This window comes from Mesorhizobium sp. B2-3-6 (assembly GCF_006442305.1).
Classification (GTDB): domain Bacteria; phylum Pseudomonadota; class Alphaproteobacteria; order Rhizobiales; family Rhizobiaceae; genus Mesorhizobium.
This window is the reverse complement of sequence record NZ_VFVW01000006.1, coordinates 296,801-309,614: the sequence shown is the minus strand read 5'-3', so window position 1 is coordinate 309,614 and position 12,814 is coordinate 296,801. Positions and strand designations below refer to the sequence as shown.

The 12,814-nt window shown below is 59.3% G+C and carries 14 protein-coding genes; 4 read left to right on the top strand and 10 right to left on the bottom strand.

Annotated features, from left to right (window positions below):
• Nucleotides 1–4: 4 nt before the first annotated feature.
• Nucleotides 5–2,125 (bottom strand): NosR/NirI family protein, encoded by a 2,121-nt coding sequence (locus FJ953_RS19570; RefSeq protein ID WP_224656232.1) that lies wholly within the window; start codon nucleotides 2,123–2,125, stop codon nucleotides 5–7.
• A 339-nt stretch (nucleotides 2,126–2,464) separates the two neighbouring features.
• Here FJ953_RS19570 and FJ953_RS19565 point away from each other — a divergent pair, with 339 nt between their 5' ends.
• On the top strand, nucleotides 2,465–3,358 hold the full coding sequence (locus FJ953_RS19565) for a ferritin family protein (RefSeq protein WP_140522864.1): 894 nt from the start codon (nucleotides 2,465–2,467) through the stop codon (nucleotides 3,356–3,358).
• A 143-nt stretch (nucleotides 3,359–3,501) separates the two neighbouring features.
• On the opposite strand, the gene FJ953_RS19560 is transcribed toward FJ953_RS19565, so the two are convergent.
• Together FJ953_RS19560 and FJ953_RS19555 are read right to left on the bottom strand one after the other, a co-directional pair.
• Nucleotides 3,502–4,707 carry an NnrS family protein gene (locus FJ953_RS19560; protein ID WP_140523397.1) on the bottom strand — a complete coding sequence of 402 codons (1,206 nt, stop codon included), beginning with the start codon at nucleotides 4,705–4,707 and terminating at the stop codon, nucleotides 3,502–3,504.
• An 84-nt stretch (nucleotides 4,708–4,791) separates the two neighbouring features.
• Nucleotides 4,792–5,238 carry a pseudoazurin gene (locus FJ953_RS19555; RefSeq protein WP_140522866.1) on the bottom strand — a complete coding sequence of 149 codons (447 nt, stop codon included), beginning with the start codon at nucleotides 5,236–5,238 and terminating at the stop codon, nucleotides 4,792–4,794.
• Between the two features lie 218 nt (nucleotides 5,239–5,456).
• On the opposite strand from FJ953_RS19555, the gene FJ953_RS19550 reads away from it, so the two are divergent.
• Nucleotides 5,457–6,161, top strand: a complete 705-nt coding sequence (locus FJ953_RS19550) for a Crp/Fnr family transcriptional regulator (protein WP_140522868.1) — start codon at nucleotides 5,457–5,459, stop codon at nucleotides 6,159–6,161.
• Here FJ953_RS19550 and FJ953_RS19545 read toward each other — a convergent pair.
• From FJ953_RS19545 to FJ953_RS30565, 5 genes are all read right to left on the bottom strand, one after another.
• Nucleotides 6,158–6,373 carry a DUF1858 domain-containing protein gene (locus FJ953_RS19545; RefSeq protein WP_140522870.1) on the bottom strand — a complete coding sequence of 72 codons (216 nt, stop codon included), beginning with the start codon at nucleotides 6,371–6,373 and terminating at the stop codon, nucleotides 6,158–6,160. The genes FJ953_RS19550 and FJ953_RS19545 overlap by 4 nt on opposite strands.
• A gap of 525 nt (nucleotides 6,374–6,898) precedes the next feature.
• Nucleotides 6,899–7,225 (bottom strand): metal-sulfur cluster assembly factor, encoded by a 327-nt coding sequence (locus FJ953_RS19540; RefSeq protein ID WP_140522872.1) that lies wholly within the window; start codon nucleotides 7,223–7,225, stop codon nucleotides 6,899–6,901.
• On the bottom strand, nucleotides 7,222–7,761 hold the full coding sequence (locus FJ953_RS19535; RefSeq protein WP_140522874.1) for a DUF2249 domain-containing protein: 540 nt from the start codon (nucleotides 7,759–7,761) through the stop codon (nucleotides 7,222–7,224). Before FJ953_RS19535 ends, FJ953_RS19540 begins: the two co-directional genes overlap by 4 nt.
• An 11-nt stretch (nucleotides 7,762–7,772) precedes the next feature.
• Nucleotides 7,773–9,155, bottom strand: coding sequence for a hypothetical protein (locus FJ953_RS19530; RefSeq protein WP_318013165.1), 1,383 nt, complete (start codon nucleotides 9,153–9,155; stop codon nucleotides 7,773–7,775).
• Between the two features lie 54 nt (nucleotides 9,156–9,209).
• Nucleotides 9,210–9,383: a hypothetical protein gene (locus tag FJ953_RS30565; RefSeq protein WP_181165392.1), complete on the bottom strand. Its 174-nt coding sequence runs from the start codon at nucleotides 9,381–9,383 to the stop codon at nucleotides 9,210–9,212.
• 744 nt (nucleotides 9,384–10,127) lie between these two features.
• On the opposite strand from FJ953_RS30565, the gene FJ953_RS19525 reads away from it, so the two are divergent.
• Entirely contained in the window at nucleotides 10,128–10,403 is a 276-nt protein-coding gene (locus FJ953_RS19525; RefSeq protein ID WP_140522876.1) for a DUF6522 family protein, read from the top strand.
• Between the two features lie 229 nt (nucleotides 10,404–10,632).
• Here the strand turns inward: FJ953_RS19525 and FJ953_RS19520 are convergent, their stop codons facing one another.
• Entirely contained in the window at nucleotides 10,633–11,328 is a 696-nt protein-coding gene (locus FJ953_RS19520; protein ID WP_140522878.1) for a VIT family protein, read from the bottom strand.
• A 4-nt stretch (nucleotides 11,329–11,332) separates the two neighbouring features.
• Complete coding sequence (locus FJ953_RS19515) at nucleotides 11,333–11,851, bottom strand: cytochrome b/b6 domain-containing protein (protein WP_140522880.1); 519 nt, start codon at nucleotides 11,849–11,851, stop codon at nucleotides 11,333–11,335.
• A 111-nt stretch (nucleotides 11,852–11,962) separates the two neighbouring features.
• Between FJ953_RS19515 and FJ953_RS19510 the strand changes: the two genes are divergently transcribed.
• Entirely contained in the window at nucleotides 11,963–12,808 is an 846-nt protein-coding gene (locus tag FJ953_RS19510) for an FMN-binding protein (protein ID WP_224656231.1), read from the top strand.
• Nucleotides 12,809–12,814: the final 6 nt, after the last annotated feature.

Here is a 12,814-nt window from a genome sequence, read left to right as displayed (position 1 = left end):
AGTCTTAGGTCGTTGAACTGAGAACAGGGCTGCTTTGCTCGATTGGCTTGCCTTTGAAGGCGATCACCGGCTTGGCCGGCCCCTTGCCCCGGCTCGACGGTGACGAGAGCGCCTCGAATTTCTCGCGCTTCAGGCGCACCTGGATCATGTGCGGGCAGCGATGGTCGTCGTGGTAGAGTTCTTGGCAATGCATGCAGTAGATGCATTCATTGACGTTGATCTGGCCCTCTGGATGGATCGCCTGCACGGGGCATTCCTTGGCGCAACGCTGGCAGGGCGAGCCGCACTCGGGATAGCGCTTCAGCCACTCGAACATGCGGATGCGCCCTGGTATGGCGAGTGCGGCGCCGAGCGGACAGAGATAGCGGCAGTAGAAGCGTTCGATGAACAGGCCGGCAACCAGAAGCGCCAGCGCGAAGATCACGAACGGCCATTCGCGGGCGAACTTCAGGATGATCGCGGTTTTGAACGGCTCGACCTCGGCGTAAGTCTCTGCCATTCCCACCGAATAGAGCGAAAGGCCGAAGAGGCCGAGGAAGATGATGTACTTGATTGGCCACAGCCGCTCGTGCAGGCCGAAGGGCAGCGTGATCTGGGGCACTTTCAGCCACTGCGCCAGATTATTGCTTAGCTCCTGGAGCGCACCGAACGGACAAAGCCAGCCGCAAAACGGCCCACGGCCCCAGAAGAGCAGCCCGGCCGCAACCGCACCCCAAAGGATGAAGATGAGGGGTGCCGACAGAAAGAATTCCCAGCTGAAGCCGCTGATCAACGAGTTGAAAAACGTCAGCACATTGACCACGGAGAGCTGGGCATTGGCGTACCATCCAAGCCAGACCAGTGTGAAAAGGAGATAGCCTCGTCGCACCCAACCGAACAGGCGTGGCCGCCGAACCAGCCAGTTCTGGAAGAAGAAGATGGCGGTAAGGACAAGGAGGGCGGCCACGGTGATGGCGAGCGAAACGGTGTCCATCCTCCAAATTTTCATCCAGAGCGGTTCTTGGTCGGGGAAAGTCGCGCCTGGCTCTTCAGCCGACGCAGGTGCCGGCGCGGCCGCTTCCGAAACCGATTTGACGGCCTCCTGCACCGGAGGCTCTTCGATCGTCAGGTAACGGTCGGGAAGAGTATAGCCGACATTGAACGGAAGCACCGCCTTGTCGCGCGCACCAAAGCTACGCTGGGCTAGCAGTTGCAGTTCCCAAGGCCGCGTCAGATCGAGCGAAAATTCCTCCGGTACGGAAAACAATGCTATTTCGCGCAGGCTCGGCGCGCCTTTGGCCGCCAGGTCGCCGAGTCTGGTGTGGTTTCGATCGCGGAACCGGACACCTTGGCCGTCTTGCAGCAGTTCGATCCGATCAAAGATCCCGCCCCGGACATAGCCAGAGCCCTTGAAGGAATAAGCGCCCTCCCCGGCAACAACGATTGCCTGCTGCCCGGGCTTGAGCTTCCTTTGCAGCCGCTCGTAGGCGGCATCTCCCAGAAGGCTGCGACCGATCGTCGGCACACTGACCGCAGCCACATACAAGTCGATGAAGCGATCGCCTGGATTGGCTGTCTCGGGCTTGACGGAAGCTTCTGGATGGCCGGCTTGCGCGAAAGCGTCGGAGACCTCGCCGACGCTGAGGCGGAGGCTGCGAATTGAGCCATCGCCCAGGAGCGAAGCCCAATCGCGGATTTCAGACTTGGATAGGTCCGGTTTCTTAATCAGCCCTGGGGCGACTGGTGAGGTGGACGAACCCGTTGCACCAAGACGGTTGCTCCGGATCAGTTTGACGGCGGAGCGGACGACGCTGTCGCTCATCACCAGAACTGTCACGGTGGCACCGCTGACGATGTCGACCTGCGGAAGTTGTTCTGCCCCAGCAGCGACGCGACTAAGGTCCTTGCCGATCAATAAGTTGAGCGCCGCAACGACCTTTGCCTGCGGTATGCCTATGAGGACGATCGGTTCCTTGTGCTCGACCAGCTTGATTCCGCGGATAATGCCCGCGGGATCAATGCCAACAAGAATTCTGATCGGTTTTCCCGAATATCCAACGGCGCTGGAAAAGTCGGTGTTGAGGTAGGCATATCCGATCTTTCGGTTTCCCGAATAGACTGGCGCCAGCGCCGGGACCCCCTCCATCTCCCCGTATCGGTCGCCTCCCTGGATAAGCTCCCCGGGCTTGGTGTTTGCCAGGTAATCCTTAAGGCTCCCAGCCGCATGGGTGGGAGCGGACAAGACAGTTAGGATTGCAAGGGTTGTAATTGCCCACGCAGCAAGGCGGCGCCAGTTCCTCCAGAGTCGGAAACAAGCGGCCAACATATATCGTCTGGAAATGCTCCCCGGCATTGGCTTCCTTCATCACGTTCTCAAGCTGGGAGCCGGCTGGTTTCGTCCGCCAGCAGCCTCTGGCGCGTGTGTCGGCGGTTTTGGACGGGAGTTCTTTGACGCAGCGCAAACAACTCCCAGGCAGTTGGCTTAGTGTCGGAAAAACTGGCATCGGAGGAAAAAGTCATGTCTCGTTTGGGAGCAGAGCCGGCGGCGCCGGTCAGGTCGATGGCCGAACTTCTGGCAATCGCTTTCGCGATGGAGAAGGAATCTGCTCAAAGGTACTCAGAACTGGCACAACGAATGCGCGATAAGGGTCAGGCGAGACTGGCCGAGGTCTTCGAGCGCCTGGTCAAGGAGGAAACGGGCCATATCGAAAACGTCACTCGCTGGTCCCGGCAATCCAGTGGCAATGATCCGGATCTGAGGCAGCTCCGATGGACGCCGAAAGGTGTTTTCGATGACGAGAACACGGCCGTGGTCTCGCCGGAACTTGTGGACCCCTACCATTCGTTTGCGATGGCAGTGAGAAACGAAGAGCGCGCTTTTGCCTTTTGGTCCTACGTAGCTTCGAACGCACCTTCAACGGAGATCCGCTCCGCTGCCGAGCAGATGGCCAGAGAGGAGTTGGAACATGCCCGTGTTCTGCGGGTCGAACGCCGGCTTGCATTCTCTTCGCGTCGTGAGGCCGACGCGACATTTGCCAGCGCTGGCGACCTTGCAACCATGGAAGAACAGGTCGCGATCCGACTGAAAGCATTTGCGGCGCTTCGCGGGGAACATGACGAGACCGTGCTTAGCGGTCTGGCGGCAGAGGCACGAAAACTTGCGCAACAACTCACGGCCAGTCCGTTTGGAACGAACACGTCTATCAGCGACCGATCGCCGGAATCCTTGGATGCTCTCTGCGAGCTGCTGGCCGAATCCTACCTCAACGCGGGGGAAACCCTTCCCCTCCAGGCCGACCGCGACCGAGCTCAAATGCTGGCAACGACTGCCATTAAGCGCTTGGCTACTTTGAGATATCTCGACGAACAGCCGCTATGATTGTTGGCGCGATCAGTGTGGGTTCAACACCGAAATTCGCCAATTGCGCTGCTCCAACGTGATACAAATTCCGGATTCGTCATACCAAGCGATGTCGACGGCATTCCGTTTGCTTCGATACGGCGCGGTCCAGGTCTCGCGCGTCAAGAAGGCGCCTTGTTCGGCTGCCGCGCACGTAATTTGGGCCGAACGAGCATGCCGCCAAACAGGGCCACATATCCGAGGAAGGCCGCCACCCACAACGTCGCCGACATGTGGAGAAGCATTGCTTGCGCAGGTAGGAACGCGGCGCCGATGCGCAGGACGGCCGCAAGCACGATCGCGACAAAGACCACGCGTGTGCCAATGGTCGCCCGCAATTCGCGCCCTGTATGCCCAAGCGTGGCTCGGGTCATGACGGCGAGCGTCATGCATGCCACCGCTCCTACGCTGAACGCGTGAATGCCCGCCGCCGAAGGGACTGTCTCCGGCACGACGACGGCAAGTCCGGCGAGCAGGAGACCGATCGGCACGAAGGCAAACGCGACGTGCAGGATCAGCACCAGCGGATCACGAAACGTGCGATCACCCGCCCAGCGCACAAGCCGGATAGCGTTGAAGGCCGCCCCGACGATCAGCATCGCGCCTGTCGCGCTGCTTTCGGGAAAGAATGCCCAGGCCGCCAACGCGGTCGCCGACAGTGCGATCGCTGCGATGTCGAATTGGCTGAACGGGGCCGGCAGGCGTCCCTGATTTTCGCGTACCAACCAATTGCGGGTGAAACTGGGAACGATACGTCCGCCTATGATCATGATCAGAACGACGGCAGCCCCGAGTCCGAGCCGGCGGCTGATGTCCGAGACTGCATGGTTGTGCGCTTCGACATGAAACATCACATTGGCCACCAAAAGTACGGCGACCGGCAACAGCACCTTGAGGTTCCGCCAGTTCCGACCCGCGATGATTTCAGTCGCGGCGGCGACCGCGACAGCCACAAGGAAGGCGCAGTCGATTGCGGCTCCAACGAGCCAGCCGGTCTGCGCCGAAAAGAACACGGCGAACCGCCCCGCAAGCCACAACAGGACGAGTGCCAGCAAAGGCAGGCCTTGCACCGGCAGTCGTCCGGTCCAATTCGGGATCGCGGTCAGCAAGAAACCCGTGACGATCGCCGCGAGATAGCCAAACAGCATCTCGTGGACATGCCAGTCTACCGGCAAGAAGGCGCTTGAGGTTTCGATACGACCGTAAAACAACGGCAGCCAGAGCAGGATCGCCCCTCCGGCATACAGCGAGCCGAGCAGGAAGAACGGCCGGAAACCGTAGGAGAGAACCGCCGGATAAGTGCCGGGTCGTGTGCGTGGGATTGCCATCGGATGCATTTCAAAAGGGAACCATAGGCGGACTAACGTCCGCCCGCAGGTCCTTTAGGTCTCTGAACAAGAATTGCCCCACCTTCAGTTGCCTGCTGGAATTGCACCCAACAGCGTCTCGAACACTTTCTTCGCCTTCCCGGACTGCTTAACCGCCGCTGCCTGCGCCAGATTGACCGGCTTGCCGACCACGATCAACGCCACCATGCCCATCCCATAATGAGGCGCGCACTTCACGCCATAGATACCTTCCTTGTCGAGTGTAACGGTGATTTGTTCGCCCGGCTTGCCCTTGAAAGTCTTCGCGCCGTCGGGGATCATGCCGTTGATCGTTTCGGCATCGTGGCCCTTGTCGGTTGGCACGAACGTGATGGTGTCACCAGGCGCTGCCTGGACAAAGTCCGGTTGAAAGACCATTACGCCTTTCTCACCTTTGTTGAGCATCTGGATCTGGTGATCGGCGGCTTGAGCAGCTCCGCTCATTAGCGATGCGGCGGCGAGCGCGGTGGCGATGGTGACTGCGTATCTCATGATTTTACCTTTCTGTGATTTCATATTTGACGGGTTCGCCGTTGGGGAGCTTTTAGACTGACTTCAGCATGCGAACTTTGATGCAACGCAAACAAGGTCGAAGGAAAAGGCCGGGCTTGGTGCCCCTTGCCGTCCGTCGGGAACCCATGACATTGTGTGCTCGACAGAGACACGGATTTGCTGATGCCCATTGCAAGATCTTGGAAGAGGAATTGCCCTTGAGCCGTCTGGATCGGTCGTTGATCTCCGGGCTATCGGCCTTCCAGGGCATGACCCCGACGGATCTTGATTACATGATCGGCCAAGCGCGATCGTTGCGGGTTGTCAAGGATCAACCTATCTTCGAGCAAGAGCAGGAAGCCCACTCCTTCTTCTTGTTGCTCGACGGACATGTGCGTGTCGTTAAGACAACGCCAGACGGCCAAGAAGTGACCGTGCGCTACATTAGTCCTGGTGAACTGATGGGGATTGCCCACGCGTTGGGTCGCAGCACCTATCCGGCCAGCGCAATTGCTGCCGTCGATTGCGTGGCTCTTGCATGGCCAGGTCATCTTTGGCTCAAGTTCGCGGATTCCTTCCCAAGTTTTGGCGCCAATACCTATAAAACCGTTGGCAGCAGGCTGCAGGACGCTCACACGCGCGTGATCGAGATGTCCACCGAACAGGTGGATCAGCGCGTCGCCCATGCGCTGCTCAAGTTAATCAAGCAGACCGGTCGGCAAACCGATGAGGGAATCATGATTGATTTCCCGATATCACGGCAGGACATCGCCGAGATGACAGGAACGACGCTGCACACGGTGAGTCGGCTGCTCTCATCTTGGGAGGAAAAGGGGCTCGTTAAAAGTGGCCGCGAAAAGGTGACCGTGGTGGAACCTCACCGCCTGCTTTTGCTGGCCGAAGGACGGACTGGGAACAACTAGTCCGCTCCGGTTCGCTCGATCGCGGCGTTCAGATCGACACGCAGTGATTCCTCGCCTATCCCGTGCTCACGCGCCGCTTCGGAAATGGTGTGGAACGAGGCAACCGGGCAGCCGACGCAAAGCAGGCGATACTGGAGAACCACTCCGATGGTTGCCGGCCACCTGAGCATTATTTCGTCCATCGTTGCATCGTCGCGAAGTCGGGTCTTCATGCGCGTCGTCCAGGTTTAGGAAGCAATATCTTGCAACCGCTGTTCCAGATGATCGTTGCGCTGAGACAAAGAGGAAGCGCCCTCCCGCGTGTGCCCCCTTCCCAAGCAACGCTGAGATGCGTTTTGGACACCGAGGGCGGGCGCAGGCTGCTTGGTCCATAGGAGTAGGCATGCCACCCCAACAGGAAACTCTGAGCCGATGCTAAGCGCCCGTGTCATAAACATTCCGACGGTCGGGAAAGCGAGCGCGCTTCGCCGTGGCCGAACAGCGTAAGCCCACAAGTGAAACGCGCCACTGCAAGGCCCGGCCTTGCAAGGCAAGCATATGCGCCGCTGGTTGCGGGAACTCCGTAGCAAGGGTCCGGGTCAGAAATCGCGCACACCTTTCAACCATGAAGACGATCAGGACCGATGTCTTCACAACGCCGTGGAGCGCATTTGACCGTCGTAAATCAACGACGTTTCCAGAGCGGCGCACCGTCTATGACGAGGCGTTGCCTTGCAGCCATGCTGTCATGCAATGGGTCACGTTGCGGTCAGGCCAAGACGGCACTTGGCGTCTGTATTCATCATATCAGGTGCCCATGGTGGATCATATGTGAGCCGGATGTCTACCCAATGGATCCCAGGTACTATCCAGGCGGCCGAGCGGACTGCATCCTTGAGGTATCCCGTCGCGGGACAAGCACGGGCCGTGGTCGTCATTTCGATATGCGCTATCCCATCCTGTTCCACCGAAACTTGGTAGATCAATCCGAGATCGACGACATTTTCTCCAAGCTCCGGATCAATGACCATGCGCAGGGATTCACGTATGCCAACCGCTAGTGCCTGGCCTTCCGCTCCGTTCATGATACTCGCCCTCCTGACCCACCAGAGCGGATGACTATGCGATAGTGCCCTTGCGGCTCGAAGGTGCCGCGCCAGCGATGCCCACGTACCTGCAACTCATCGAATAAAAAAACTGGTTCGCGCGGCAGCAGCACTGCCATCGTCTGACCAAGTGCCAAGGTCTTGACCGCTTGCAGCGTTCTGACCATCGGTTCCGGCGGCTCGAGATCGCGATTGTCGAGCTCCATGATTGGTTCTGGCCAGTCGCGTGGCATGTCGTCGGTGCTTGCTGATCGTTCCGACGGTTCCCCTACCTGCTGTGCTGCCCCAACCGGCGTGAAGACAACTTCCCAGTCACCATTGCCAATTTCTTTGGCCGAGGGCTCGAAGCCTCGCGCGCCAAGCACCTGAAACAAGGGAATGGGCTTAAAGGACACAAGCAAGCGCAGGCTTTGACCCGGGCCGAGTGCGGCCACCGCTTCCATGATGGCACTGAAGGGCTCGCCACCTTCGCGAAGGATCGGCCGAACGTCGAGGTCGTAATGCGGGGCACTCATTCGGGTTTCCTCTATAATGGGCGCCAGGAGGGCAGGAAAAGGCGCGGGCGCGATGCTCCCTCGGGCAGGCGCAAGGCTGCGGTAACATTGGCAAGGCGGCGCGCAAGAACGAGTTCCGCGACGATCGCTATCGTAGCAGCTAAGGTCACAGCCGTAGCCATGCGGAACAGACCCGGCACCTCGGTCAGAAGCGCCCCAGTCCCGACCAGCACGCCGGCGTAGAAGAGTGCGAAACTCACCTTGCCGCGCGTTTCGACGACAAGATCCTGGACGCGCGGCGTTGGCTTCCTGCCCATCACCGGTCCGTAGCATTCGAGCCAGGTTAGGAACGGCACGATCTTGTAGAGTTGCGAAAGCCCCAGCCCTGTTAGCCAACCGAAAGCAACGAGATAGACAACTGCGCCTGCATGCTGCGCAAGCGTTCCCGTCGCCAGCAGAGCGAGGAGAAGCACAACCGACAGATAAAGGGCGGAGAAGGCGCCGATCGCCGAACTGCTGTTCAATTCGATCTTGCGTCGCTTGCGGCTGCGATAGAAGAAAACGAGATCGATGGCATAGAACACCGTCGCGGCGGACGCGAGTAAGCAAGCGAGAACGGCAGGCAGCATTATCTCTCCGGAAAGACGTGTCAAAGGCTCTGACGACACAATAAGAAGCAGGGCGGTAGCGCCGGCCCACAAGACCAGATAACCCGTGGTGCGTTCGCTGTCCGGGGAAAGCATAAACATTGGCAGCAAGCGGTAACTCACACCAACGGCCGTGAAGCCGAGCCAGCCGCCAAGGCCTACCATCACGTGAGTGGGAAGAGCCGCTTGCACATCTATGCCAATCCCACCTAGCACCTCGCCGGAGAGCGAGAATGCAAAGGAGGCACCCAAGACGCTGGTGACTGCGATGCTGGCAAGCCCTCCCGCAACGAAGCGCGCGGGCAGTGGCAGTCTGGATGGTCGGACATCCCATAACGTACGTGCGAGCGCCCATCCCACCAATCCGAAGCCAGCCGGAAGGAGAAGCCCGGCAAACGCAAGCGCAGGAACATCAACGTCAATTGCTCCTGATAGGCGCAAGAATCCGGTGACCAGGCAAGTCAGACCGACAATCAGGCACAGCAGCGCCGGCAAGGCCAGAGACTCGCAGCGAAGTGGCCGCGCAACGAGCACCGGGACAAACTGGAACAAGGCTCCGCACATCAGAAGGCTAAGCCAGCCTATTGTGATCATGTGGACGATCATAAGCGTCTCTGGGGCTTCCAAGGCAACAGTCGGAAAACCGTAGCCGGCCATCATCAGCATCTGAGCGGCGACCAAAGACACCAGTGCCGAGGCGAAGTACGCCATGGTCCAGCGCGAAAGAGCCGAGTTGATCATCGCCAGACAGCTATACAATGAAAACATCTGCGATCATGGGACATGTCAGAACTCATTCGCCAAATCGGAGCAGCAGACATTCTACACAAGGGCCATCACCGCTGTGGCACCCAACACGATTGGGGCGAGCCCAGCGATGAGCATGGGCAGCCATGTCTTCTCTGCCTTTGGGCCGCTCGCCGCTTCAGTGCTGAATACGAGGCTTGGGCATCCGTTGATCGCGTCTTCCATCCCTATCTCGAATTGCATGTTCATGTCACTTCCTTGAACTCCCGGTCGCTGAGGCGTCCGTCAAAGCGCTTCGCATTTGCCTCGCAATCCTTTGTTTGCTTCGACGTGCGACCGCTTTAGCAATCCCGCATCGTACGGCAGAAGCGCAATCGTATCCCCCTCGGGCAGCGCGCGAACACATCAGGTCAAAGTCGTCGAACGTCGATTACGAGAAGCTATCCGACATGCCCCAATAGTTCTTTGCGTTCGCGCAAACTGGGGTCGATCCGCGTCTTACTCGGGTTAGTGATCGCCCTGTGGGATTTCGGGTGCCATTCCGGTGCAAGAGCAGTGAGGACGCTGACAAGCGCGATTACGCCTGAGCAGGGAACGATCTCCGCAATCGCAACTGCTTGACCGACAAGACCAAGCCTTCGTAGAGCAATTGCCGCGAGGATGGCCAGAGCAGCTTGGGAGCGCTTTAATCAGTCGTCCAAAGGCAATCACCACAGTCCACAACGTCCCTGGGCAAAGCCGCCCGTCCAGGCCGAAATCCGTCGGGGCGAGCACGGCGACGAGGACGCTTGCGTTAGAGCAAAGAACATCCGATGGGATGCCATAAACTGGAGCTAGCAGTTTGATGGAAGGCCGTCGTTTAGAATCTATCGCGATGCTAATGGACGCAGAACTGCGGTGAGCGGATTCACCTTGCCAGTTGGCCGAGGGCAATCAGCAGGTTGAGAATTATGCAGAACAAGACGCTGCCAGAGATTGCGTGTGGAGGTCTGAATGATCTCGGTTAAATGGGCGGATGCTGCGCCCGAGATCGATGCCGCGGCTGCCGCCAAAGCGATGAAGTTCTCTGTTGAGTATTTCATAAGGCAGATCCAGCGTGGCGGCATCAAAGGGCGGGTTGAGCGAGGGGTTGGTGAGGACGATGGCAAACACCGTTTGGCCTTCCGTTCTCATGATCGTGAGTTGACAATAGTTGTCGGTCCAAACGGTGAGATCATCAGCCAGGAACTAATCGTGGCGACCCCAAAGCGTCGTTGGAGGCGGGCTTGAGCCGTGCCCAGCGCAATTGGAACATCTGCGAGGCCGTCAATTCCTTCCTTGTAGCACAATGAGGCTGCTGACGTTGGGACCCCGACTGATCTGGCCCACTTCGATCCCGAGCCACTTCGCTTCACGAACAGGTTCCACTGCGCCTCGCACACTGACCATGTAATGATCTGAGCGCTGGTGCTGAAGCGCTAGCCCAAGCCACACAGCGAGATCGAAATAACTAGGCCGGTCAGATGGCAATACCAACGGCGGCGCCGATACCGGCGGTCAGAGCCATTGCCAGCGCGCCCCAGAAGGTGACACGAACCATTGCCCTCAGCACATTGGCGCCGCCGGCTTTGGCCCCGATGGCACCCAGAACCGCCAGGAACAGGAGGGAGGCGACAGACACCGTTGTGGCAAGCCAGGCGGCCGGCGAAATAAGCACCATCGCCAAAGGCATGGCTGCGCCAACCGAAAATGCGGCAGCCGAGGTCAGAGCGGCCTGGATCGGCCTCGCCGTGGTCACCTCGGAGATACCAAGTTCGTCACGTGCGTGGGCGCCGAGCGCGTCCTTCGCCATCAATTGGTCGGCGACCTGCAAGGCCAGGGTTGGCTCGACGCCTCGTCTGACATAGATCTCCGCAAGTTCGTGACGCTCGAAATCTGGCTGCGTGGCCAACTCGCCCTTCTCACGCGCAAGGTCAGCTTGTTCGGTGTCGGACTGCGAACTGACCGAAACATACTCTCCGGCCGCCATCGACATCGCGCCGGCGACCAGTCCGGCCACGCCGGCCACCAGAACATTTGAGGCCGCGGCATTGGCCGCCGCCACACCAACGATCAGGCTGGCCGTCGACACGATTCCGTCATTGGCGCCCAGCACGGCGGCGCGCAGCCAGCCGACGCGCGATACGAGATGGTTTTCACTGTGCAGGCGGCTCATGGCATCACCGCGCGCGCCGTCCAGCAGGCCGGAGCATTCTGACGAGCACATCCGATTTTACGAAGAAATGCTGCCACAGCGCCGCTACGGCATGAAGGCCTACAACGATGATGATCACTGGCTTGGCGAGTTCGTGTATCTCACCCATTGCTCGAATGTTGAAGTACCATGCCAGCGCTCCGGTAATTGGCATCCCGAAAATGAACAGGTAGAGCAGGAAATGGGCGGCAGCGGCGATCCCCTTTAACAGTGCGCTTTCTTCCGACGGTGCTGCCGGCACACCAACCTTGAGACGGACCGCAAGCCGCCAGATCGCCAGTACCAGAACTGCCAAACCGACATAGACATGAATATTCGCGTTTAAGATGTCGCCAGCTGCCGGCTCGGTGCCGCGCGAGAACGCCCGGTAAGCCGGCTTGATGTCCTCACCGATTACAAGCTGCAGGACGATCAGCACCGCGATGGTCCAATGCAGCAATATCTGGGTTCCGGTGTATCCGGCCGGCTCTTTGACAACAGCCATAGGCAGCTACCTTGTTTGAGAGAGCCCTCTTAGCTCAGGCTTTATGTGGATATCTTGATCTATGACAAATCGACTTGATGTCGTCCATGAGCTTTGCCGGGCACTCGCAGCTTGAACTCGGCTGACAGCCAGTTGTCAGCTTGGTCGTGGGATATTGCCTCCGGAGAGCAGATAGGCCGCCCTGCGAGAGTCAACGTGGAAACACCTCCGATGAAACAGATTGCCTTGTCACTTTTCGTGATCGCCGCGTCGGGCGCTTATGTCTGGGATCAGGCCGGCAAGGACCCTGCAAACGATATGCTCGGCGAAGCGCTGCCGGCCGACGCAGCCGAAGCGCCTTCAGCGCAGCCAAAAGAGCCGGCCCCGTTTGCGGCGACCTTGCCGGCGCCCCTCGACCCCCGGTTCAGAACAAGGTTCCCGATTGCCCCGGAAACGACGGCTGGCATAGCAGTGCCCGCCGAACGAACAGATGATCCGGTCAAGCAGACAGTGGTTCCGGTGACCCCACAACCCTCGCGAGCGCTGCTGGCGCAGCCAGTGGCGCCGGCTGCCTCCGATCCTGCGCCATCGGTACCTTCATTTGCCGTCACTCCCGCCGTCTACATACCAGTCCCGCAGCCGAGGCCAGCATATCGGGATGCGCCAGCACGTGTCGTCCGGGTCGACATGAAGATCTATGCCGACGGCGTCTACACCGGCCCTACGGCCGATGCCTACTACGGCATCATCCAGATTCAGGCCCTGATACAGGGCGGGCAGCTTAAGGCGCTGAAGGTATTGAAATACCCATCCGACCGCCGCACCTCCATCAATATCAACAGGCAAGCGCTGCCCATGCTGCGCGACGAAGCGATCAGCGCCCAAAGCGCCAATGTCGACATTATTTCGGGCGCGACCCTGACCAGCAGGGCTTTCATCCAGTCGCTGCGCGGCGCGCTGAAGAAAGCGACGTCGTAGGTCCAT

What these genes read in the sequence shown, in the direction of transcription:
- FJ953_RS19515 (WP_140522880.1), bottom strand. Translation starts at nt 11,851, where the DNA reads ATGGCTGTTGTCAAAGAGCCGGCCGGATACACCGGAACCCAGATATTG.
- FJ953_RS19525 (WP_140522876.1), top strand. Translation starts at nt 10,128, where the DNA reads ATGATCTCGGTTAAATGGGCGGATGCTGCGCCCGAGATCGATGCCGCG.
- FJ953_RS19535 (WP_140522874.1), bottom strand. Translation starts at nt 7,761, where the DNA reads ATGAGTGCCCCGCATTACGACCTCGACGTTCGGCCGATCCTTCGCGAA.
- FJ953_RS19540 (WP_140522872.1), bottom strand. Translation starts at nt 7,225, where the DNA reads ATGAACGGAGCGGAAGGCCAGGCACTAGCGGTTGGCATACGTGAATCC.
- FJ953_RS19530 (WP_318013165.1), bottom strand. Translation starts at nt 9,155, where the DNA reads ATGTTTTCATTGTATAGCTGTCTGGCGATGATCAACTCGGCTCTTTCG.
- FJ953_RS19555 (WP_140522866.1), bottom strand. Translation starts at nt 5,238, where the DNA reads ATGAGATACGCAGTCACCATCGCCACCGCGCTCGCCGCCGCATCGCTA.
- FJ953_RS30565 (WP_181165392.1), bottom strand. Translation starts at nt 9,383, where the DNA reads ATGAACATGCAATTCGAGATAGGGATGGAAGACGCGATCAACGGATGC.
- FJ953_RS19520 (WP_140522878.1), bottom strand. Translation starts at nt 11,328, where the DNA reads ATGAGCCGCCTGCACAGTGAAAACCATCTCGTATCGCGCGTCGGCTGG.
- FJ953_RS19560 (WP_140523397.1), bottom strand. Translation starts at nt 4,707, where the DNA reads ATGGCAATCCCACGCACACGACCCGGCACTTATCCGGCGGTTCTCTCC.
- FJ953_RS19545 (WP_140522870.1), bottom strand. Translation starts at nt 6,373, where the DNA reads ATGAAGACCCGACTTCGCGACGATGCAACGATGGACGAAATAATGCTC.
- FJ953_RS19570 (WP_224656232.1), bottom strand. Translation starts at nt 2,125, where the DNA reads ATGGAGGGGGTCCCGGCGCTGGCGCCAGTCTATTCGGGAAACCGAAAG.